The 20,259-nt window shown below is 73.1% G+C and carries 24 protein-coding genes; 10 read left to right on the top strand and 14 right to left on the bottom strand.

Annotated elements, in window-relative coordinates; all coding sequences use genetic code 11:
• Positions 1 to 26: 26 nt before the first annotated feature.
• Entirely contained in the window at positions 27 to 839 is an 813-nt protein-coding gene (locus ACIP64_RS03300; protein ID WP_401581062.1) for a Scr1 family TA system antitoxin-like transcriptional regulator, read from the top strand.
• A complete protein-coding gene (locus ACIP64_RS03295; RefSeq protein ID WP_401581059.1) occupies positions 836 to 1,039 on the top strand; it encodes a DUF397 domain-containing protein in 204 nt (67 codons plus the stop codon). The genes ACIP64_RS03300 and ACIP64_RS03295 overlap by 4 nt, the downstream gene beginning before the upstream one ends.
• Before the next feature lie 19 nt (positions 1,040 to 1,058).
• On the opposite strand, the gene ACIP64_RS03290 is transcribed toward ACIP64_RS03295, so the two are convergent.
• A complete protein-coding gene (locus ACIP64_RS03290; protein WP_384294810.1) occupies positions 1,059 to 1,277 on the bottom strand; it encodes a hypothetical protein in 219 nt (72 codons plus the stop codon).
• Positions 1,278 to 1,423: 146 nt separating this feature from the next.
• On the bottom strand, positions 1,424 to 2,728 hold the full coding sequence (locus ACIP64_RS03285; protein ID WP_401581057.1) for a D-alanyl-D-alanine carboxypeptidase family protein: 1,305 nt from the start codon (positions 2,726 to 2,728) through the stop codon (positions 1,424 to 1,426).
• A 270-nt stretch (positions 2,729 to 2,998) separates the two neighbouring features.
• Between ACIP64_RS03285 and ACIP64_RS03280 the strand changes: the two genes are divergently transcribed.
• Complete coding sequence (locus tag ACIP64_RS03280) at positions 2,999 to 3,247, top strand: SCO4848 family membrane protein (RefSeq protein WP_401581054.1); 249 nt, start codon at positions 2,999 to 3,001, stop codon at positions 3,245 to 3,247.
• A gap of 63 nt (positions 3,248 to 3,310) precedes the next feature.
• Here ACIP64_RS03280 and ACIP64_RS03275 read toward each other — a convergent pair whose 3' ends face one another.
• Together ACIP64_RS03275 and ACIP64_RS03270 are read right to left on the bottom strand one after the other, a co-directional pair.
• Positions 3,311 to 4,336: a UbiA prenyltransferase family protein gene (locus ACIP64_RS03275; RefSeq protein WP_401581052.1), complete on the bottom strand. Its 1,026-nt coding sequence runs from the start codon at positions 4,334 to 4,336 to the stop codon at positions 3,311 to 3,313.
• Positions 4,333 to 4,512: a hypothetical protein gene (locus ACIP64_RS03270; protein ID WP_401581049.1), complete on the bottom strand. Its 180-nt coding sequence runs from the start codon at positions 4,510 to 4,512 to the stop codon at positions 4,333 to 4,335. The genes ACIP64_RS03275 and ACIP64_RS03270 overlap by 4 nt, the downstream gene beginning before the upstream one ends.
• 239 nt (positions 4,513 to 4,751) lie before the next feature.
• Here ACIP64_RS03270 and ACIP64_RS03265 point away from each other — a divergent pair, with 239 nt between their 5' ends.
• Positions 4,752 to 5,147: an ATP-binding protein gene (locus tag ACIP64_RS03265; RefSeq protein WP_401581177.1), complete on the top strand. Its 396-nt coding sequence runs from the start codon at positions 4,752 to 4,754 to the stop codon at positions 5,145 to 5,147.
• 30 nt (positions 5,148 to 5,177) lie between these two features.
• Here ACIP64_RS03265 and ACIP64_RS03260 read toward each other — a convergent pair whose 3' ends face one another.
• The 4 genes from ACIP64_RS03260 to ACIP64_RS03245 form a co-directional block, all read right to left on the bottom strand.
• A complete protein-coding gene (locus ACIP64_RS03260) occupies positions 5,178 to 5,885 on the bottom strand; it encodes a TetR/AcrR family transcriptional regulator (RefSeq protein ID WP_401581047.1) in 708 nt (235 codons plus the stop codon).
• 10 nt (positions 5,886 to 5,895) lie between these two features.
• Positions 5,896 to 6,462, bottom strand: coding sequence for a thiol-disulfide oxidoreductase DCC family protein (locus tag ACIP64_RS03255; RefSeq protein WP_401581045.1), 567 nt, complete (start codon positions 6,460 to 6,462; stop codon positions 5,896 to 5,898).
• Between the two features lie 5 nt (positions 6,463 to 6,467).
• Complete coding sequence (locus ACIP64_RS03250; protein WP_401581043.1) at positions 6,468 to 6,878, bottom strand: hypothetical protein; 411 nt, start codon at positions 6,876 to 6,878, stop codon at positions 6,468 to 6,470.
• A 71-nt stretch (positions 6,879 to 6,949) separates the two neighbouring features.
• Complete coding sequence (locus ACIP64_RS03245; protein ID WP_401581041.1) at positions 6,950 to 8,233, bottom strand: MFS transporter; 1,284 nt, start codon at positions 8,231 to 8,233, stop codon at positions 6,950 to 6,952.
• Between the two features lie 68 nt (positions 8,234 to 8,301).
• Between ACIP64_RS03245 and ACIP64_RS03240 the strand changes: the two genes are divergently transcribed.
• Both ACIP64_RS03240 and ACIP64_RS03235 read left to right on the top strand, forming a co-directional pair.
• On the top strand, positions 8,302 to 8,877 hold the full coding sequence (locus ACIP64_RS03240) for a MarR family winged helix-turn-helix transcriptional regulator (RefSeq protein ID WP_401581039.1): 576 nt from the start codon (positions 8,302 to 8,304) through the stop codon (positions 8,875 to 8,877).
• 159 nt (positions 8,878 to 9,036) lie between these two features.
• The gene (locus tag ACIP64_RS03235) at positions 9,037 to 9,474 is read left to right on the top strand and encodes a DUF4234 domain-containing protein (RefSeq protein ID WP_401581038.1); all 438 of its coding nucleotides are present in this window, start codon (positions 9,037 to 9,039) and stop codon (positions 9,472 to 9,474) included.
• A gap of 28 nt (positions 9,475 to 9,502) precedes the next feature.
• Here ACIP64_RS03235 and ACIP64_RS03230 read toward each other — a convergent pair whose 3' ends face one another.
• On the bottom strand, positions 9,503 to 10,729 hold the full coding sequence (locus ACIP64_RS03230; protein ID WP_401581036.1) for a D-alanyl-D-alanine carboxypeptidase family protein: 1,227 nt from the start codon (positions 10,727 to 10,729) through the stop codon (positions 9,503 to 9,505).
• Between the two features lie 127 nt (positions 10,730 to 10,856).
• On the opposite strand from ACIP64_RS03230, the gene ACIP64_RS03225 reads away from it, so the two are divergent.
• Positions 10,857 to 12,104, top strand: coding sequence for a DUF4132 domain-containing protein (locus tag ACIP64_RS03225; RefSeq protein WP_401581034.1), 1,248 nt, complete (start codon positions 10,857 to 10,859; stop codon positions 12,102 to 12,104).
• The gene (locus tag ACIP64_RS03220) at positions 12,101 to 13,099 is read left to right on the top strand and encodes a hypothetical protein (protein WP_401581033.1); all 999 of its coding nucleotides are present in this window, start codon (positions 12,101 to 12,103) and stop codon (positions 13,097 to 13,099) included. The genes ACIP64_RS03225 and ACIP64_RS03220 overlap by 4 nt, the downstream gene beginning before the upstream one ends.
• Positions 13,100 to 13,164: 65 nt before the next feature.
• Here the strand turns inward: ACIP64_RS03220 and ACIP64_RS03215 are convergent, their stop codons facing one another.
• The 5 genes from ACIP64_RS03215 to ACIP64_RS03195 form a co-directional block, all read right to left on the bottom strand.
• Positions 13,165 to 13,923 carry a succinate dehydrogenase iron-sulfur subunit gene (locus ACIP64_RS03215; protein ID WP_401581032.1) on the bottom strand — a complete coding sequence of 253 codons (759 nt, stop codon included), beginning with the start codon at positions 13,921 to 13,923 and terminating at the stop codon, positions 13,165 to 13,167.
• Positions 13,923 to 15,677, bottom strand: coding sequence for a succinate dehydrogenase flavoprotein subunit (gene sdhA, locus ACIP64_RS03210; protein WP_401581030.1), 1,755 nt, complete (start codon positions 15,675 to 15,677; stop codon positions 13,923 to 13,925). The genes ACIP64_RS03215 and sdhA overlap by 1 nt, the downstream gene beginning before the upstream one ends.
• 27 nt (positions 15,678 to 15,704) lie before the next feature.
• Positions 15,705 to 16,175, bottom strand: a complete 471-nt coding sequence (locus tag ACIP64_RS03205; RefSeq protein ID WP_401581028.1) for a succinate dehydrogenase hydrophobic membrane anchor subunit — start codon at positions 16,173 to 16,175, stop codon at positions 15,705 to 15,707.
• 8 nt (positions 16,176 to 16,183) lie between these two features.
• On the bottom strand, positions 16,184 to 16,564 hold the full coding sequence (gene sdhC, locus ACIP64_RS03200; protein ID WP_319658631.1) for a succinate dehydrogenase, cytochrome b556 subunit: 381 nt from the start codon (positions 16,562 to 16,564) through the stop codon (positions 16,184 to 16,186).
• A 128-nt stretch (positions 16,565 to 16,692) separates the two neighbouring features.
• Positions 16,693 to 17,508, bottom strand: coding sequence for a 2-oxo-4-hydroxy-4-carboxy-5-ureidoimidazoline decarboxylase (locus tag ACIP64_RS03195; protein WP_401581026.1), 816 nt, complete (start codon positions 17,506 to 17,508; stop codon positions 16,693 to 16,695).
• Positions 17,509 to 18,501: 993 nt separating this feature from the next.
• Here ACIP64_RS03195 and ACIP64_RS03190 point away from each other — a divergent pair.
• Complete coding sequence (locus tag ACIP64_RS03190) at positions 18,502 to 19,134, top strand: RNA polymerase sigma factor (protein WP_401581025.1); 633 nt, start codon at positions 18,502 to 18,504, stop codon at positions 19,132 to 19,134.
• Positions 19,131 to 20,066: a hypothetical protein gene (locus tag ACIP64_RS03185; protein WP_401581023.1), complete on the top strand. Its 936-nt coding sequence runs from the start codon at positions 19,131 to 19,133 to the stop codon at positions 20,064 to 20,066. The genes ACIP64_RS03190 and ACIP64_RS03185 overlap by 4 nt, the downstream gene beginning before the upstream one ends.
• Positions 20,067 to 20,259: the final 193 nt, after the last annotated feature.

Raw genomic sequence — 20,259 nt, 5'->3', positions numbered from 1 at the left:
GCGTGTACGGAGGGTGGTTGTACCCCATGGCGAGTGAGACGTCCCCGCCCCCGATGGCGTGGCGCTACTGCGGCAACCAGGTCAAGCTCTGGCGCGAACAGGCGGGCGTCTCCCGCGAACAGCTCGCCGACGAGGCCGGCTACGGCCGCGAGACCGTCCGCTCCATGGAGCTCGGCCGCCGCCGCCCCACGATCCGGCTGCTCCAGGTCGCCGACCAGATGTGCGGCGCCGGCGGCAAACTCACGGCGGCGGAGGCCTTCTTGAAGCCGGAGCGGTTTCCGTCGTATTCGCAGGACTTCATGCGGTACGAGGCCGAGGCCATTGCGCTCGGCTGGTACGAGACCCAGTTCGTGCCTGGTTTGCTGCAGAGCGAGGAGTACGTCCGCGAACTGCTGGCGTCGCATTGGCCACCGCTCGGCACGGAGACCAGGGAGGAGCGCGTCGCCGGCCGGTTGGAACGGCAAGCACTGCTGCGCGAGCCGACGAAGTCGTTCAACTTCGTTGTCGAGGAAGGTGTCCTGCGCCGGCGGTGGGGTACGACCGAAGCGCGGGTTCGGCAGCTGCGGCACCTTCTGGAAGTCGGCGCCCAGCGCAACGTGACGATTCAGATCATGCCGACCTCAGGACGTTTCCACCCCGGACTGCAAGGGCCCTTCGTCCTGCTCGAGACTCCCGATCACGAACATCTGGCGTACGAGGAGGGGCAGGTGGCGGGTGTGCTCCACGCGGACCCGGCGAAGGTCAGCATCTTCATGCGACGCCATGACATGATCGCGCGGCTTGCACTCAGCCCGGAGGGTTCGGAACGGTTGATCGTTGAGCTGGCGGAGGAGCCATGAGCGGTGAACTGACCTGGTTCACGTCGAGCTACAGCAATTCGGACGGAGGCGCCTGCGTCGAGGTCGCGTTCGGCCCCGGGGCCGTCCTCGTGCGGGACTCCAAGGACAGGGCGGGGGCGCGGCTGGCGTTCAGGCCCGACGCGTGGCGCGCGTTCGTGGCCTTCGCGCTCACGCACGACGCGGACGGCGGCGGTCCGTGACCGCCGCCGACGCGTCGGTTCAGCGGAGGAAGTGCGCGACCGTGAACCAGGTGACGGCCAGGACGACCGCGGTGACCAGGATGAATCCCGCCAGGTACGTTCCCACGACGACCGCTCCCGGTGCGGCGGCGGCCCAGCCGAAGCGTGCGGCGGGGATCCTGGTGCGGAAGGCGGCGCGGACGCAGTAGACGGCGACCGCGAGCCCCATGACGAGCCCGATGACGGACAGTATGCCCATTGACCTGTTCCCTCCCTGTCCCCCCGTCCCTGTCACCAGGGTCATGTCCGGGCCGGGGGTCCGTACCACCTGGGCGGTGGGGGGCGGTCGGAGCGGGGTGGGCGCACGCGCCGCATGAGCGCCGTCGAGCGCCCCCGCGAAACGGGTCAGGACTGCTCGGCACCGGCCTCCGCGGTGGTCGTCCGCTTGGGCAGCGGCCACCGCTTGCGGACGAAGAACGCGACCGCGCCGACGACCAGGGCCGATCCGCCGGTGACGGCGATGGCGGTCCACAGGCCGCCGCCGGAGGACGTGGCGGCGGACGCGGACGTGGGCGCGGCCGGGTTGCCGGCCCGGGCGGTGCCGGCGGAGGCGGACGGCGGGGCCGCGGGGGAGGCGGTCGCGACCGACTTCGGGGGCACGAGGACGCCGACGGGGGTGACCTTGCCGTCCGCCTGGAAGCCCCAGTCGAAGAGCTTCGCGGCCTCCTTGTAGACCATGTTGTGGCCGTCGGCGGGGTGCATGACGGTCACGAGCAGCGTGCGGCCGCCGCGCTGGGCGACGCCGGTGTAGGTGTTGCCCGCGTTGCTGGTGTAGCCGTTCTTGACGCCGGCGATGCCCGGGTACGACGGCAGGTCGTAGTCGCCGGTGAGCAGGCGGTCGGTGTTCTGGATCTCGAAGGTCTCGCGCTTCTTCGTCGCCTTCTTGCCGCCCTTGGCCTTGATGGTCCGCCACTCGCCGGGGAACGAGGCCCGCACGGTCGAGCAGTAGGCGCGGAAGTCCTCGTTCTGCAGGCCGGAGCGTGCGAAGAGGGTGAGGTCGTAGGCGGAGGAGACCTGGCCCGGCATGTCGTACCCGTCGGGGGATATGACCTCGGTGTCGTCGGCCTGGAGGTCCTTGGCCTTGGCCTGCATCTCCAGGACGGTCGCGTCGACACCGCCGTTCATGGCGGACAGCACGTGGACCGCGTCGTTGCCGGAGCGGAGGAAGACGCCCAGCCACAGGTCCTTGACGGTGTAGGTCAGGTTCTCCTTGAGGCCGACCAGGCTGCTGCCCGCGCCGACGCCGTCGAAGTCGGAGACCGCGACCTTGTGCGTCTGCGTCTTGTCGAACTTCGGCAGCACAGTGTCCGCGAAGAGCATCTTGAGCGTGCTCGCGGGTGGCAGCTTCCAGTGCGCGTTGTGGGCGGCGAGCACCTGGCCGGACTCGGCGTCCGCGACGATCCAGGACCGCGCGGTGAGCTTGCCGGGCAGCGCAGGGGCGCCGCCGAGCGGGCTGACCTGTGTGCCCGGTGCTCCCAGCTGGTCGCCGCCCACGGTCGACATTCCCGCGGGCGGGGTCGGGGTGGGGGTCGACGACGGGCCCTTCGCGTACGCGAGAGGGGCGGTCGTCAGGGCCGCGGCGCAGGACAGTGCGAAGGCGGAGACGGCCAGGGCAGGGCGGCGCACGGAACGGCGGGAGGAGTTGGGCACGGGGAGAAGCTACAGGGCGAGGGTGACGCTCCGGCAGCGGCGGGGGTGGATCCTGGCCGTGACCGTTCCCACGCCCGCGGAGCGCAACCATCCGCCCCGCCCGGCCGTCTTGTGCTGTGTCGCAGTGTGCCGCCCGGCGTGAGCGGCGGGGGCGTCAAACGATGCCCAAAAGGTGCATAGCGGGGTGAACTTCGACGTTCGGGGCGGATGTGACCAGGGCCTCGCGGGCCCGCGTGCCGGGCTCCGGGAGGGGGCCCGCATACTGGTCGTATGAAGCTCAGCCGCCCCGTGTCCTGGTTCCTGACCGCCTTCGGGGTGTGGAGCTGGATCGTCTGGACCACGTTCGTCAAGAACCTGTGGAAGGACGCGAGCGGGCTTGCCTTCGACGGCGGTGACCACGGTTCGCCGACCACGTACTTCTGGGTCCATCTCACCCTCGCGATCACCTCGCTGGTGCTCGGCACCGCGATCGGCGTGCTCGGGGTCCGGGGACTGCGGGCGCTGCGCGCCGCGCGCTGATCCGGTCCCGGCCCGTCCGGGCGCTGCCGCGTACGGAACAGCGCCCGGTACCGGGCGGCGGTGCTAGGCCGGGCGCCGCGCGGAGGAGCCGGCCCCGGCCTTCGCCTCGGAGAACGGCACGGTCAGGCGGGTGACCGGACCGGACACGGCCATCGTGGCGGCCTGGCCGGCGGTCACCACCAGCAGGGCGGCCAAGGCGGCCGACTCCCCGAGCACCGTCCAGTGGGCCTGGAGCATCGACAGGTGCGCCAGCAGGAGCAGCACCATGCCGCGCCCGACGATGGCGATCGCGGAGATCAGCGCCTCCTCCCGCCGGTGGCCGGGCCCGGTCGCCAGGGCGCGCAGCAGCCACAGGGCCCCGGCCAGGCACAGGCCGGTGCTGACGGCGTACGCGGGCCCGGGGCGGGCGGCGGCGATCAGCACCGCCGTACCGGCCACCCAGCAGCAGGCGCTGAAGAGGCAGGTCGCGCGGCGTCCGTGGCGCACCAGGAACGTCCGCTTCCCGAACAGCGCGTCACCGCGCACGTCGCGGAAGTCCTTGAGCAGGATCCGGCCGATGAACCCGATGTACAGGCCGGCCAGCAGCAGCAGGTCGTCCGGCCGCACGAAGGGGCGCGCGGCGAGTACGCCCACCAGGTAGGGAACGGCGACGTAGCAGGCGGGCAGCACGAGCGCCGCGACCGCGCCCCGGTCCGCCAGGCGCACCGGGCGCAGCGAGTACCCGGCGCTGACCGCGAGACCGGCCGCGGTGACCGCGCCGGCCCACGGATCGAGGGCGAGGCTCGTCCCCAGGGCCAGGACACCCGACGTGGCCGCGACGACGACCATGTCCCGCCGCGCGGCGCTGCCCGTCACCAGTGGACGCCCGGCCGCGCCGGGGAGGTTGACCCGGTCGATGGCGACGTCGGCCAGGTCGTTGCAGGCCACCGAGAACAGCAGGAAGCCGAGGACCGCGACCAGTGATCCGGCCAGCAGGGCGGGGTCCTGGCCGTGGCCGGCCCGGCCCAGGCCGACGGCGGTGTAGAGGGCCAGGAGCAGGGCCACGGGGGGCCTGCTCAGCAGGACCAGCAGACGCAGACGGGCTGTCATTTGTTGCTCCCCCAGTTGGACAGTGCGACGGAGGCGAGGACGAACAGGCCGAGTACCGCGAGCCCCGCGACGGTCAGGACGACCGCGAGGACGATGCCCGCGGTGGCCCAGGGGGACCTCCGGGGCCGGCGGAGCGGCGGGTCGTGCGACATGTCGGAGGACGGCGTATCAGGCATGGGTCGGCCCCTCGTTGAGTTCTGCTCCCGACGCCACGATTATCGGGAGCGTGCGAACCCGGGCCATGAGTACGGATACTCAGGTTCCCCGCGGTGCGAGGGCGCCCGACCGGCGTTCGAGTTTGGCCGGAAAGCGCCCACCGGGAGCGGCAATTCCGTCGATCGGCGCTTCGGCGGCCCCGAATCCGGAAATGCATGCCGCAACGGCAAGGGGGAGGTTCGCTCATGGGGAGGGTGACCTGATGAGGCGGAGCACGTTCCGGCTGCCCAGACATCCCACGTCGGTGGGCCTGGCCCGGCACCGGGTGCGCGACCACCTGGAGGGCTGGGAGCGGGAGAACGAGACGGTGGAGTCCGTGGTGCTCGTCGTCTCCGAGCTGGCCACCAACGCCGTTCGCCACAGCCCGCTGCTGGAGCGGGAGTTCGAGGTGGCGGTGACGATCGAGGCGGACGGCTCGTGCACGGTGGAGGTGTCCGACGGCGCGGCGCACGTGCGGCCGGTGCCCCGCGAGGCCGCGGACGGCGACGAGTCGGGACGGGGCCTGCGCCTGGTCGAGGCGCTGTCGCGGAACTGGGGCGTACGCGAACGCGGCCGGGACGGCAAGACGGTGTGGGCCGTACTGGCCTCCGCGTAGCGCCCGGACCGGCGGCGGGCCGCACCGCGGCTAGCGCTCGAAGAGGAACTCCTTGAGCAGTTCGCGGACCTCGCGCACGATCGGCCGCAGCAGGCGGTAACGGGACAGTTTGAGGATGCGCGCGCCGAGCGGTGCGGTACGGGCCACCAGGCGGCGGGTGCGCTCGCAGTCGGGGGAGTGGTCGAAGACCCAGTAGACGACGATGCCCATCTGGTACATCCACATCAGTTCGGGCAGCACCTCGGCCAGCTCGGCGTCCAGCTTGATGTCCGCGCCGGAGAGCACCCGTTCGTGGATGGAGATCGCCGCGTCGCGGGCCGGGTGCGACTCGGGCGAGAACGGGCTGAGCGGACTGGCCGGGTCGGCGGCGTTCTTGAAGAACTGCGCCGCGAACTGGTGGTAGGGGCGGGCGACATCGAGCCAGGCGTCCATGACCGTGAGCAGCCGTCCGGCCAGGTCCGTGTCGCCGCCCCCGGCCAGCACCCCCTTGACCGCGGCCTCGTGGTCGGCGGCGAGCCGGTCGTAGAAGCCCTGGACGAGGTGTTCCTTGCCGGCGAAGTAGTAGTAGGCGTTGCCCACCGAGACCCCGGCCTCGTTGGCGATGGCGCGCATCGTCGTCTTGTCGTAGCCGCGTTCCTCGAAGAGCCGCAGGGCGGTTTCGAGGATCAGGGCCCGGGTCTGCTCGCTCTTGGCGGTGCGCGGGGTCCCGGTGGTCCTGCCGGGGGGTGCTTCGTCCACGGTCGAGAGCCTAACCGGGCGGCGCGCAGCCGCCCGCACAGGCGCCGGGTGCGGCAGGGACGGCGGAGTCCGGGCCGGCGGCGGTGCCGGTGTACGTCCAGCCGTCCTGGGTGTCGTACGTCCAGCCGTCGGCGGTCCCGTAGACCCGGCCGCCCCAGCCGGGCCCGGCCGCGGCCGTCCCGCGGTTCCACTGGGACTCGCGGTAGCGGGCGGCCATGAGCACGGCGGCCCGGGCGAGGGGCGCCCCGGAGCGGGTGCTGAGCCGGTGGGCGGTGGGCCGGTACTCCGACAGCGCCCACAGGCAGACGAGCCAGGCGGCGTCACCGCGGTAGACCTGGCCGGAGTCGCCGATGACGGTGATCTCGCGCAGCGTCGAGGCGTGGTCCAGCCGCGGGAAGCGGCGCCGCGCCTCGTCGGAGGCGGCCGGGACGGTCTCCAGCGGCACCAGTTGGCGCTGCCGGGAGAGCCAGCCGCGGACGAAGGAGCACAGCCCGCAGTCGGGGTCGTACAGCACGGTCAGCCGGCGGACCGGCACCGGGGCCGCCGTGGCGGCCCCGGTCGCCGGGGTGCGGTCCATCACCGTCACACCCCGGGGACGGCCGGGGGCGTCCAGCCCTGCGGCGCGACCGGCGGGATCTGCTCGCGGTCCATCACCCCGCGGCGGCGGATCCTGTTGAGGACCCAGACGTTGCCCAGGTGCAGCACGCCCAGCACCAGCAGGACGACGCCGAGCTTGACCGACAGGGCCTCGAAGAGGCCGCGGGCGTCGTCGACCGCGTCGGCGTTCTTCAGGTAGAGGGCGACGAAGCCCAGGTTGACGAGGTAGAAGCCGACCACCAGGAGGTGGTTGACGGCATCGGCGAGCTTCTCGTTGCCGTGGAGGACGTCTTCGAGGAAGACCTTGCCCGCCCTGCTGAGCGTCCGGGCCACCCACACCGTCAGCGCGATGCTGACCAGCAGGTAGATGACATACGCGACGACCGTGAGGTCCATGGGTCCCACCCTTGTTTGAACGTGTTCAAAACCCGTTGCGGGACTGACTGTAGACCTGTTTTTGAACACGTTCAAGTCGCTTGCGGGCCAGGCTTTCCGGCGGTTTCGGGGGTCACGGGGGAAGTGGAGGGAGCGGGTCCGGAAGTGCCGACCTCCCGTACGCCCGGCACCGCCGCCGTCGCCACGCAGGCGATCGCCACCAGCGCCGCGCACACCCACAGCGGCACCGCGCTGCCCCACGCCGCCGCGGCCGGCGGCGCGAGCGCGTAACCGGCCGGCATCGCGGCGAGCGACAGCAGCCAGTCGTACGAGGTGACCCGCGCCAGCGCGTGCGGCGGCACCTGCTGCTGGACGACGGTCTCCCAGACCGGGGTGAGGAAGCCGAGCGCCGCCAGCGCGATCCCGTAGGCCGCGATCAGCAGCGGCGCCGGGGCGGCCGCGGCCAGCAGCGCCAGCGGCAGCGCGTACGTCGCCAGCCCCAGGTTGGCGACCATCACGGGCCGGCGGGGCCGCAGCCGGGCGGCCGGCAGCGAGCCGAGCACCAGACCGATCGCGCCCGCCTCCAGCACCCAGAACCAGACGCCCTCGCCGCCGAGCCTGTTGATCACGACCGCCGGGCCGAGGGTGGTGAGCACGGCGGCGGCACCGTTCCACGTGGCGTGCGCCACCAGGCTCGTCCAGTACCAGTCGCGGGAACGCACCTCGCCCCAGCCCTCCTTGAGGTCCGTGAGCACCGAGGCCCGCGGCAGCGGGACGCGCTCGACCCGGACCGCGGTCAGCAGGGCCGCGCTCACCGCGAAGGAGGCCGCGTCCAGGACGAAGGCCAGGCCCGGCCCCGCGGCCCAGATCAGCGCCGCGGCCAGTCCGGGCCCGCACAGCCGGGTGGCGCTGTTGGCCACGCCCATCAGCGCGTTGGCCTTCCGGCGGGCCTCGCCCCCGCCGGACCCGGGCACGATGCCGGCCACCAGCGGCGCCTGCGTCGGCATGGCGAAGGCCGAGGCGGCACCGCCCACCGCCTCCGCGACGGCGATGTGCGCCAGGACCGGACCGTCGCCGAAGGCGCCGAGCAGTTCGGCCCCGACCAGGAACTGCGCCGCGCAGCGCACGAGATCGGTGGTGAGTGCCACCCGGCGGGCGTCGAACCGGTCGGCGACCACGCCGCCCAGGGGCAGGAGCAGCAGCCGGGGCACCATCGCGCAGCCCAGGACGAGCGCGAGGGCGGAGACGTCGCCGGTCACCCGGGTCACGGCGATGACCAGCGCGGCGGGCACGACCCCGTCCCCGAGGAGGGACAGGACGCGTCCGGTGAACAACAGGCGGAAGGCGCGGAGCCGGAGCGGGTGCGTGGGTGTCATGGGCCCGCAATGTATTTCGGCACCGAAAGATTCGCCACCGAAATTTACGGTGCCGTAGGATTTCGGCCATGACAGCCGAGCCACCGCGCACGACCCGGACGGAACGGGACTGGACCGACGGCCACGTCGAGCGCTGGCTGCCCGTCCTGCCGGACCTCGACCCCGACATCGAGGGCGCCGTCACGCGCATGAAGCTGGTCACCCGCCACCTGCACAGGGTCCGCGAGCAGTCGCTCGCCGACTTCGACCTCCAGGGGCACGAGTTCCACACCCTGCACGCCCTCGCCGGGCGCGGCGGCCGCGCCGCCCCCTCCGAACTCGCCGCCGACCTCGACCTCGCCCCCGCCTCCGTCACCGGCCGGGTCGACGGCCTCGAACGGCGCGGCTACGTCCGCCGCACCCACTCCACCACCGACCGCCGCCGCATCGACGTCGAGCTCACCGACGAGGGCCACGCCGCCTGGCTCGGCGCGATGGACGTCCTGGGACACGAGGAGTACCGGCTGCTCGGGGCCCTCGACGCGGGGGAGCGCAGACTGCTGTCCGACCTGCTGCGCCGCGTCATGGCCGTGGCCGAGGCGGGCGGCGAAGCGGGCGGCGGCGGGACGGGCGGCGGCGAGGCGGGCCGTACCGGGGCGAAGTGAGCGGGAGCGGCCGCCCCGTACATGTCGTACACGCCATCGCCATATCCTGACCCGGGAGTCTGTGCGGAATATGTCGCCGCCGACCCCTGACACTCGGCCGAACCGCCGAGTAGCTTTGCCTTCCACGCCACCTTCGCCGGCATATCGCTCGGGGGCAGCATGTACCACGAGGACCGCTACCGGACCCTGACCCGTCCGGTCATCGCGGCTTTCCCCGTCACCACCCGCAGGTACCTCGCCACGCCGTCGGGCGCGCTGCGCCGCCCCGGCCGGGTCTGGCTCCTGGGCACCGCGACCCTCGGCGTGTACTGGCTGATCTGGTACTACCGCGCCAACCGCGAACTGCGCGACTTCGACCCCGGCATCAGGGTCCGTCCCGCCCTCGCCGTCCTCGCGGTCTCCCTCGGCGCCCTGCTGCTGGTGCCCGCCGCGATCTCCCTCTACAACACCGGCTGCCGCATCGCCCGCGCCCAGCGGCGCGCCGGCCTCGCCGGCTCGGTCTCCGGCTTCAAGGGCGTCCTGCTCGCGCCGGCGCTCGCGCTGACGCCGTTCTACTACCAGGAACAGCTCAACCGGGTGTGGGTCGCCCGCAACTAGCGCGGGCCCGCGCCGCGCCCGGCGCCCCTCAGGAGGAGCGCCGTCGCCGTCCGCCGGCCCGCTCCGTGTCGCGTGCGGCGGTGCGCGCCCCGGTCCGCGGGTCGGCCTGGGTACCGCCGCCCGCTCGGCGGCGGCCGCCCCCCGCCGCGATCTTCGGCCGGGGCCGCCTGCGGATCGCCAGGACGAAGGCCGTGACCAGTGCCACCAGCCCCGCCCCTGCTCCCGGGCCGAACCACCCGGAGCCCTTCGCCGCCGTGCTCGCGCTCACCTCGCCGCCGCGCGGCCGGGGGGACGACTTCAGCTCGCTGAGCGGCGGCACCAGAGCCCCGACGGGCGTCACGCGGCCCGTCGCTCCGAAGCCCCAGTCCAGCAGCGCGGCGGCCTCCTTGTACACCTCGTCGTACCCCGACTCCGGGTGCATCACGGTGACGAGCAGCGTCCTGCCGTCGCGCTTCGCCGCACCGGTGAAGGTGTTGCCCGCGTTCGTCGTGTAGCCGTTCTTCACGCCGATCACGCCGGTGTAGCGGCCCAGCAGCCGGTTGGTGTTCTGGATCTCGAACGTGCTGCCGCGCTCCCCGGGGAAGTGCGCCACCTGCGTGCGGCAGTAGTCCCGGAAGTCCGGATCGCGCAGCCCGGCCCGCGCGAACAGCGTCAGGTCGTACGCCGACGACAGCTGCCCCGGCGTGTCGTAGCCGTCCGGGCTCACCACGTGCGTGTCGTTCGCCTGCAACTCCAGCGCGCGCGCCCGCATCTCCCGCACCGTCTTGTCCACGCCGCCGTTCATCGAGCACAGCACGTGGACCGCGTCGTTCCCCGACCGCAGGAACACCCCGAGCCACAACTGCTCGACGGTGTACGTGATCCCCGCCTCGATCCCGACCAGGCTGCTGCCCTCTCCTATGTCCGCGAGGTCCTCCGCCGTCACCTTGTGCCGCATGGCCCGGTCGAACTTCGGCAGCACCGTGTCCGCGAACAGCATTTTCAGCGTGCTCGCCGGCGGCATCCTGCGATGCGCGTTGTACGCGGCCAGGACCTCGCCGGAGCCGGCGTCCGCCACGACCCACGACAACGAGTTCGTCTCCGGCAGATCCGGCGCCCCGCCGTCGACCTGGACCCCGGAGAGGGCGAGGCGGGCGCCGCCGACCACGGATCTGGTGGCGGCCGCGGCGGGACGTGACGCCGCAAGGGCGGAGGGGAGGGCGGCCGCTGCCAAGCCGAGCGCGCCGCGACGTGAGATGTGGGGGAAGTCGCGCACCCGCAGACCGTACAAGCGATGCCGCCCCGAGGGGGAACAGGGGGCGGGTCCCGGCTGAAAGTGGCACTCGTTCGGACGGTGGCGGACCGGGGGGCCGCTGTCAGTCCCCCTCTCTACGCTCGCGGACATGGGGACTGGAACGGTCGTGGGGGAAGCGGAACGGGCCGTTCCCGCGTACGGGCTGAGCGGCCCGGGGCGGGGCGTGTGGCGGCTGGGCGGAGCGAGCGCCGAGCTCGTGGTGCGCGGCGGGAAGGTCGCGGTGGACTGGCGGGACACCGCGGGCAGGGCCGTGCGGGGGATCCCGTCGTGCGTACGGCGCGAGCAGGCGGGGGAGCTGGGACGGCTGCGGGCGGCCGTACGCGAGATCGAACAGGCACTGGCGGCCCAGGCCGCACAGCTGGAGCGCGCGTTCCTGCGGCGCCGCCCCTGGGAGTACGGCGACTGGCGGGAGCGGTATCTCGACCATCCGCTCGTGGGCACCCTCGCCCGGCGCCTGCTGTGGACCGTGGACGGGGTGGCGTGCGCCCACACGGACGGCGCCCTGTGCACGCTGACGGGGGCACCGGTCGGCGCGGGCGTCGCGGTGGAACTGTGGCATCCCCTCGGGCGGGACGACGCGGAGGTCGCCGCCTGGCGGGACCGGCTGGAGCGGCACGGCATCACGCAGCCCTTCCCGCAGGCCTACCGCGAGGTCGGCGGCGGTGAACCGCTCTCGGTGCACCTGGTGCGCGAGGACCTTTTGCACGACCGGGCCGCCGCCCTCGGCTGGCGGCCCACTCACGGCGGCGATCGCACCGCGCTCACGCGCGACCTGCCGCAGTGGGGCGTGCGCGCCGAACTGCCGGTCGACGTCGTCCGGTTCACGGGCGACCGGGTCGTAGGCCTCGGCGGGCCGCGGTTCCACCCGCTCGGGTCCGCCGGCGTGCCGCCGCTCGTCGTCAGCGAAGTGGCGCGCGACATCGGCCTGTTCGTGGAGGCCGCCGGTATCGGCGGTGCCGCCGCCCCTCCCGGCGGCCACGACCGGGCCCTGTGGGCCTCCAGCGCCTTCGGGGAGCTCGGCCCCGGCGCGGTGGCCCGCCGCGACGTACTGGCCCGCCTGCTGCCGCGCCTCGCCCTGGGCGACCGCTGCCGCACCGAGGGCCGCTTCCTGCACGTCCGCGGCGTCCGCCACACCTACCGGATCCACCTCGGTTCCGCCCAGGTGCTGCTGCCCGACGACCGCCACCTGCCCGTCGCCCCGGCCACCGCTCAGGGCACGCAGCCGAGTTGGCTGCCCCACGAGGGCGACCGCATGCTGTCGGCCGTCCTCGGCAAGGCCGCGCTGCTCGCCCACGACGACCGGATCACCGACCCCACGATCGTGAGGCAGCTGTGAGCCGCGTGCGGACCTACCACCCCTCGCCCTGGGAGGACCCGGGCCGGGTCGACCTCGTCTCCCGCCTCGCCGCGGAGGGAGAGCCGGCCGAGCTCGCCGGCCGGCTGCTGCACCGGAGCGACGGCGAGGGCCACCGGACAGCGGCCGTCCTGCGGGCCATGCCCGAGGAGCGGCGCCGGGCCCTGGCCGGGGTCGTCGTGGAGCACATCGGTGCGCACGGCCTCGGCGGTGACGCACGCAGGCAGGGCATGGTGCTGCTGGCCGTGATCTCGCGGGGCTTCCCGCGCACGGTGTGGTGCGAGGAGTGGAACACCCTCCTGGAGGGCTGGGCGCGGCGATGGTACTTCTCCGGCACCAGCGATGAACTGCCCGCTCTCGCCGAGGCCCTGCTCGACGCGGGGCGGCCGCTGTCCGGCGAGGTGGTCGGGCTGCTCCGCAGATCCGCGTACGACGGCTGCCTGGACTGGGCCGCCGTCCTCCTGGACCGGCTGCCCGAGCCGCCCCTCAACCCGGGCGAACCCTGGTCCGACCGCGTGCTGGCCGAACTGCCGCACCTCGGCGGGCCCTGGCGGCGGTTGATCCCGTGGTTGCGCGACGCCAAGGCGGCGCCCAGCGCGCGCTGGGACCGGGCCGCCGCGGCGATCCTGGACGGCATCGACCCCGAGACCGTACGCAGGACCGTCACCCCATGGCTCGCCCTGGCGACCCATGGCGGCAGCGCCGGGGACAGCGGCCACGACTCCTGGAACGTCACCGGCGTCCGAGGTCTGGCCTGGCTGCTGTCGTCCCCGGCGCTGCCGCCGCACCCGGAGACGGTCCGCGCCCTGGGCGCCCTGGTCGAACGGTCACCGGTCAAGAACGTCGTCGCCGGCGCCGGCGTGCGCGCTCTGGCCCGGCTCGCGGACGGCGCCGGGCAGGCCGAACTGCGCAGGCTCGCCGGGTGCGTCGGCCACACGGTCACCCGCAGGCAGATCGAGAACGCGCTGACCGCGTGAACGCCCGAGGGCCCCGCTCCCGGGAAACGGGTGCGGGGCCCTCGGGCGTGGCCGGGGAGGCGGGATCAGAAGCGGCGCGTGATGAGCGCGCGCTTCACCTCCTGGATGGCCTTGGTGACCTCGATGCCGCGCGGGCAGGCGTCCGTGCAGTTGAACGTCGTGCGGCAGCGCCAGACGCCGTCCTTGTCGTTCAGCACCTCGAGACGCTGCTCGCCCGCCTCGTCACGCGAGTCGAAGATGAAGCGGTGGGCGTTGACGATGGCCGCCGGACCGAAGTACTGGCCGTCGTTCCAGAACACCGGGCAGGACGACGTGCACGCCGCGCACAGGATGCACTTGGTGGTGTCGTCGAAGCGCGCGCGGTCCTCGGGGGACTGCAGGCGCTCGCGGGTCGGCTCGTTGCCCTTGGTGATCAGGAAGGGCATCACGTCCCGGTAGGCCTGGAAGAACGGGTCCATGTCCACGATCAGGTCCTTCAGGACCGTCAGGCCCTTGATGGGCTCGACCGTGATGGGCTTGTCCGGGTTGATGTCCTTGATCAGGGTCTTGCAGGCCAGGCGGTTGCGGCCGTTGATGCGCATGGCGTCGGAGCCGCAGATGCCGTGGGCGCAGGAGCGGCGGAACGTCAGCGTGCCGTCCAGGTCCCACTTGATCTTGTGGAGGCCGTCGAGGACCCGCTCCTTGGGGTCGATCTCGAGCTGGAAGTCCTGCCACGTGGGCTCCGCGGAGACCTCCGGGTTGAACCGGCGGATGCGGAAGGTGACGGTGATGTAGGGCGAGGCCTGGGCCTCGGCCTCGACCTTGTCGAGGGTCGCGGTGCTCATCAGTACTTACGCTCCATGGGCTGGTAGCGGGTCTGCACGACCGGCTTGTAGTCGAGACGGATCGCATCGGTGCCGTTGGCACCCACTTCGCGGTACGCCATCGTGTGCCGCATGAAGTTGACGTCGTCGCGGTTCGGGTAGTCCTCGCGGTAGTGGCCGCCGCGGGACTCCTTGCGGGCCAGGGCGGAGACCGCCATGACCTCGGCGAGGTCGAGCAGGTTGCCGAGCTCGATCGCCTCCAGCAGGTCGGTGTTGAAGCGCCGGCCCTTGTCCTGGATCGAGACGTTCTTGTACCGCGCGCGCAGCTCGCCGATCTTCTCGACCGCGGTCTTGATGGTCTGCTCGGTGCGGAAGACCATGACGTTGGCGTCCATGGTCTCCTGGAGCTCCTTGCGGAGCGTGGCGACCCGCTCGTTGCCGGTGGAGGCGCGCAGCGTCTCGACCTGGGTCTCGACCAGCTGGGCCGGGTTCTCGGGGAGCTCGACGTAGTCGGCGGTCGCCGAGTAGTCCGCGGCGGCGATGCCGGCGCGGCGCCCGAAGACGTTGATGTCGAGCAGCGAGTTGGTGCCGAGGCGGTTGGCGCCGTGCACGGAGACGCAGGCGACCTCGCCGGCGGCGTACAGGCCCGGGACGACCGTGGTGTTGTCCGAGAGGACCTCGCCCTGGACGTTGGTCGGGATGCCGCCCATGGCGTAGTGCGCGGTCGGCTGGATCGGGATCGGGTCCGTGTAGGGCTCGATGCCGAGGTAGGTGCGCGCGAACTCCGTGATGTCCGGGAGCTTGGCGTCCAGCTGCTCCGGCGGCAGGTGGGTCAGGTCGAGGTAGACGTGGTCGCCCTCGGGACCGCAGCCGCGGCCCTCGCGGATCTCGGTGTAGATCGCGCGGGAGACGACGTCGCGGGAGGCGAGGTCCTTCATGACCGGCGCGTACTTCTCCATGAAGCGCTCGCCGTCCTTGTTGCGGAGGATGCCGCCCTCACCGCGGGCGCCCTCCGTCAGCAGGATGCCCATGCGCCAGATGCCCGTCGGGTGGAACTGGAAGAACTCCATGTCCTCCAGCGGCAGACCGCGGCGGTAGACGGCGGCCTGGCCGTCACCGGTGAGGGTGTGCGCGTTGGAGGTGACCTTGAAGAACTTGCCGGTGCCGCCGGAGGCGTACACGACGGACTTTGCCTGGAAGACGTGGATCTCGCCGGTGGCCAGCTCGTAGGCGACCACACCGGCGGACTTCTGGACGCCGTCCTCCTCGACGAGGAGCTGGTCGAGGACGTAGAACTCGTTGAAGAACTCCACACCCTCCTTGACGCAGTTCTGGTACAGCGTCTGGAGGATCATGTGACCGGTGCGGTCGGCCGCGTAGCACGCGCGGCGGACCGGGGCCTCGCCGTGGTTGCGGGAGTGGCCGCCGAAGCGGCGCTGGTCGATCCGGCCCTCGGGGGTGCGGTTGAAGGGCAGGCCCATCTTCTCGAGGTCGAGGACCGCGTCGATGGCCTCCTTCGCCAGGATCTCGGCGGCGTCCTGGTCGACCAGGTAGTCACCGCCCTTGATCGTGTCGAAGGTGTGCCACTCCCAGTTGTCCTCCTCGACGTTCGCGAGGGCCGCGGCCATGCCGCCCTGGGCCGCGCCGGTGTGGGAGCGGGTGGGGTAGAGCTTCGTCAGCACGGCGGTGCGGCTGCGCTTCGTCGCCTCGATGGCGGCGCGCATGCCGGCGCCACCCGCGCCGACGATGACGGTGTCGTACTTGTGGATCTGCATGAGGGGTCGCTTCCCTGTCCAGCCCGGCTAGCGGATGTTCGGGTCGAAGGTGAAGATCACCAGCGTGCCGAGGATGATGGTGAACGCCGTCGCCGTGTACAGCAGCATCTTGAGCCAGAACCGGGTGTTGTCCCGCTCGGCGTAGTCGTTGATGACGGTGCGCAGGCCGTTGCCGCCGTGCAGCATCGCCAGCCACAGCATGATCAGGTCCCAGGTCTGCCAGAACGGGGACGCCCAGCGGCCCGCCACGAAGGCGAAGCCGACCTTGGTGACACCGCCGTCGAGGACGAGCTGGATCAGCAGGTGGCCGAGGACCAGGACCACGAGCACGATGCCGGACAGGCGCATGAACAGCCAGCCGTACAGCTCGAAGTTGGTCCGGGTGGCGCGCGGCGTGCGCTGGGAACGGGAGCGCGGCGCCTCGATGTACGGAGCCGGGTTCTCGGGGCTGTACGCGGCGCTGGAGGAGCTGAGCTCCACGTGGTCTGTTGCGGACATGAATGGACTCAGCTCCCGAACAGCACTCGAGCGGCGTGACCGAGGACGGGGTAGATGGCCCCGATCATCAGGACGACCCAGATTCCGACAACCGACCACAGCATCTGCTTCTGGTACTTCGGGCCCTTGGACCAGAAGTCGACGGCGATGACGCGCAGGCCGTTCAGAGCGTGGAAGAGGACAGCGGCGACCAGCCCGTACTCGAGAAGGCTGACGATGGGCTGCTTGTAGGTGTCGACGACCTTGTCGTAGTCCTCGGGGGAGACGCGCACCAGCGCGGTGTCGAGGACATGGACGAACAGGAAGAAGAAGATGAGGACACCGGTGACACGATGAGCCACCCATGACCACATGCCTTCCCGGCCGCGGTACAACGTTCCAGCCGGCACGGAAAAAAACCCTCCGGGAGCGGTGAAGGGCCTGCCGGCTTCGTTTGGTCGGTCGGGCCCGGCCGGGTACGGTCCTCCGGCCCTGGCCATCGTAGCGACGGCCTGTCGGCTACGTCCTGCCGGGTCCGTCAGGTGTGATCGATCCCGCACGGGTGGGTGTATCCACCGGGAACCCCTTGTCCCACCGGATCGTCCCCGCGCGCGAGGCGGGCCAGCCGCGCGCGGGTCACCCGGCGCAGTTCCTCGGCGGCGACCACCCGTTCCTCGTCGGGGTCGTGGCCCAGACGGCGGCGGAGCGAGGCGAGCAGCAGGCCGAGGGTCTCGTCGGGGTCGACGCCGTCCAGGCTGACGACGAAGACATGGCCGAACCGGGCCTCGTAGGCCGCCTGGGCGGCCCGCAGCGCGGTGTGCGCGGCGAGGCTGCCGCGGGTGGGGGCGATGTCCGGCGGCGCGCCCGCGGCCTCGCCCGCGAGGGCCTCGGCCAGGTCCGCGGGGGACAGGTCGTAGGCGGCCTCGTCGGCGGCGGCGAGCAGCGCGTCCACGTCCGGGTAGGGGCGGTGGGCGGCGACCCGGCGGGCCCAGCGCAGGCTGCCGCAGCAGTCGAGCAGGGCTGCCTCGGCGATCGCGGGCGGGGCGTCGTTGAAGCCGTCCAGTCCGCCGCGCGGGCGGCCGGGCTGCGGGGCCGGGCGGGACGTCCGGGCCGTCCGGTCGGCGCCGCCGCGGGACTGCGGCGGGAGCAGCGGCGGTGTCGCCGGCGGGACGGACGGAGTGTCGCTGGTCAGCGGTGCTCTCCTGGAACTGCGGGGGACTGCGGGGTGGGGGGACTGCGCGGTACTGCGGGCGGTGCGGGCGGTATGGGGACCGAGGGAACCGACGGTGACGCGTGGGGCGTCCGTGGGAATGGACGGCGCGTGAGCGCCACCGTATCGGCGTATGTTCGGCACTGTACGACGGATGCGCGAATTTCACCCGTACGGGAACGAAAGTGCACGTCCGTCGAGGGCCCGCACGGCGGGGTGCGCCATCCGGACACAACGTCAGGTCATATGGCACATGCGGGCGAAGCGGGCGGCGGCCCGGGCCGGCACGGCCGCGCTTGCCGCCGCGTCGCCCGCCGGTCCTGTGCGCGCCGCGGCCCCGGTCCCGCGGCCGGCGAGGGGGCGGCCGCACCGTATCCTCCGCTGCGATCCGCGTCTTCTGCCACCCCGCGCCCGTCGCCGGAGGGCGCCGGCCGGCGGACCTCGTACGGGCGGCGAGTCCGGCCCCGGCGGGATCGGCTTGCCGCTTTCACCCGAACGGAGGAGCAGTCACGTCCTCCAACGGGGGTGACGGTGCCTGCCGGCGCCGCCGGCGGGGGTTCCGCGCCACACGCGGGATTCCCGGGCTCCGTTCGGCCGGACGGGTGCCGGCCGAGTCCCCGGTGTCATGCCGCACACTGCCTTCGGCGGTTCGCGCCGCTCTGCCCCGCGGTGCCCGGCACTCGGGCGGCGGCGAGCGCGGGGCGCCGACCGGGCGCGGCCGGGAACGCCCCTTCCGCGCGCCGGTTTCCCACGCCCGGGGGTGCCGCGGCCGGCGCCGCCGTGCTGCGGTGCCTGCGACGAGGGCCGGGGTCGTGCCGGAAGCCGCGCGGCCCGCAGGCGCCTGCCATTGCGGGACCCGGGCCGGCCCGGAGGGAGCTGGCGGGAATTCGCGGCTCCGGCGGCAAGGGTGAGGGGGCCGGACGGTCGCCGTCGCAGGTGAAGCGGCCGAAGTCCGCCTCCCCCCACAGGAGCGTCTCCGGCCGCTTCTGTCTTGTTCAGCGTCCTGCGGGCCGAAAGTGTCACACCCCCTCCCGGGAACCGCGTCGGCCCGACGTGGTCCCGGCGGTGGCGCGGCTGTTTTCGTCAGCTTTGTGACCCGTGAGTAGCCGCCCCCCAGGGCCTGTCGGAACGCGCCGCATGGGGCAGTATGGTGCGCGATTCCAAGGGGGAGGCTCGAACGTGGATTTGGCGACCGCGGTACGCGCGGCGCAAGAGGGGGACGAGGACGGCTTCCGGTTCGTGTACCGAGCGGTGCAACCGCAACTGCTGCAGTACGTACGCTCGCTGGTCGGCGTGGGGGACGCCGAGGACGTGGCATCGGAGACGTGGCTGCAGATAGCCCGGGACCTGTCGTCGTTCCACGGCGACGGGGACGCGCTGCGCGGCTGGGCGGCGCGCATCGCCCGCAACCGCGCGCTGGACCACCTGCGGGCCGTGGGCCGCCGTCCGCTGACCGCCGCCGGGGTGGAGGAGCTCCTCGACCGGCCCGGCGGTTCCGACACCGCCGAGGAGGCGGTGGCCGCGGTGGGCACCGGGGCCGCGCTGGCCGCGATCGCGGCCCTTCCCCGGGACCAGGCGGAGGCGGTCCTGCTGCGCGTCGTGATGGGGCTGGACTCCCGCGCCGCCGCCGCGGTGGTGGGCAAACGGCCGGGGGCGATGCGGATGGCCACCAGCCGCGGCCTGCGGCGCCTCGCTGAACTGCTGGAATCCGACGACGGGTCGTCAAGTGTGACGTTTTCGGCGTCTCGAGCGCTTGAGGACATGAGATGAGCGATAACAAGGGACAGGACTGGCTCGACGACACCACCGCCGAAAGGCTGTTGCGCGGGGCGGCGAAGAACGACACCGCCGGCCCGGCATGGACGGACCCGCGGGCCGCGGCGCTGGCCCGGACGCTCGCCGCGGCCGCCGTACCCGCGGCGCTCGACCCCGCGCGCGAGGAGGCGGCCCTCGCCGCCTTCCGGGACGCGCGGGACGGCGGTCCCGAGCTGTCGCCCGTCGGCGGCGGCCGCGGCAACGAGGAGGGCGGCGGGGACGGAGGCCGCGACGCGGCGGGCCGGCGTTCCGGTGGGCCCAAGAGCCGTACCGCCAGGGCCTTCAGCGGCGCCCTGCTGGCCACCGCGGCCGTCGCCGGGGTGGCCCTCGCCGCCGCGGCGGGCGCGTTGCCGGTGCTGCTGGGCGGTGGGGACGAGGCGCCCGCCCCCGTGCACACCCAGGGCGCGGCGCCGCAGGCGACGGGCGGCACCCGTCCGGCGACCCCGGCCGTCTCCCCCCGCCCGCCCGCGCCCTCGCGGTCCGGACGCGGCGTCCCGGTGGGCACCGTGCCGGGTGGCGCGCCCGCCGCGCCCGGGGCGCCGAGGGTCTCCGTGCCGCCGCCCGGGGCGATGACCGGTCCGACGGCGCTGTGCCGTGCCTACGCGGCCGCCGGCTGGCGCCGGGGGAAGACGGACGAGCAGGTCTGGAAGCAGCTCCGCAAGGCCGCGGGCGGCGGCCAGCCCATGGTGCGGCGCTACTGCGCCGCGGTGCTCGGGCCGCACGGCCGCCGCGTCGGCAGGGCGGGCGACGCCGGCCCGAAGGTCGCCGGCCCGAAGGACGACGCCCCCGGCCGGCTGCACCACGCGGGAAAGGGGAACGGGAAGAACCGTTCCGGCGGCCATCACCGCTTCGGTGAGCGGCACTCGCCCCGCGCCGGCGGGCAGTGACACCTGCGGGCCGTCCCACGCGTCCCGGCGGAGCACGTGAGGCCTCCGCGGGGCGAGTGACACTTTCGGCCCCCTGGGCGCTTTAACGAGTAGACCGACTGGTCATCGGTCGAGGGGCAGCCCGGTCTCCCCGTACCGGGCCCCCAACGAGAGACGTGGGCGGGGCGCTTTCCCCCCGCCCTGCCCGCGTCCC

This window comes from Streptomyces sp. NPDC088733 (assembly GCF_044751185.1).
Classification (GTDB): Bacteria; Actinomycetota; Actinomycetes; order Streptomycetales; family Streptomycetaceae; genus Actinacidiphila.
Note: the sequence above shows the minus strand (reverse complement) of the source record. Positions and strands in the feature narration are given on the sequence as shown.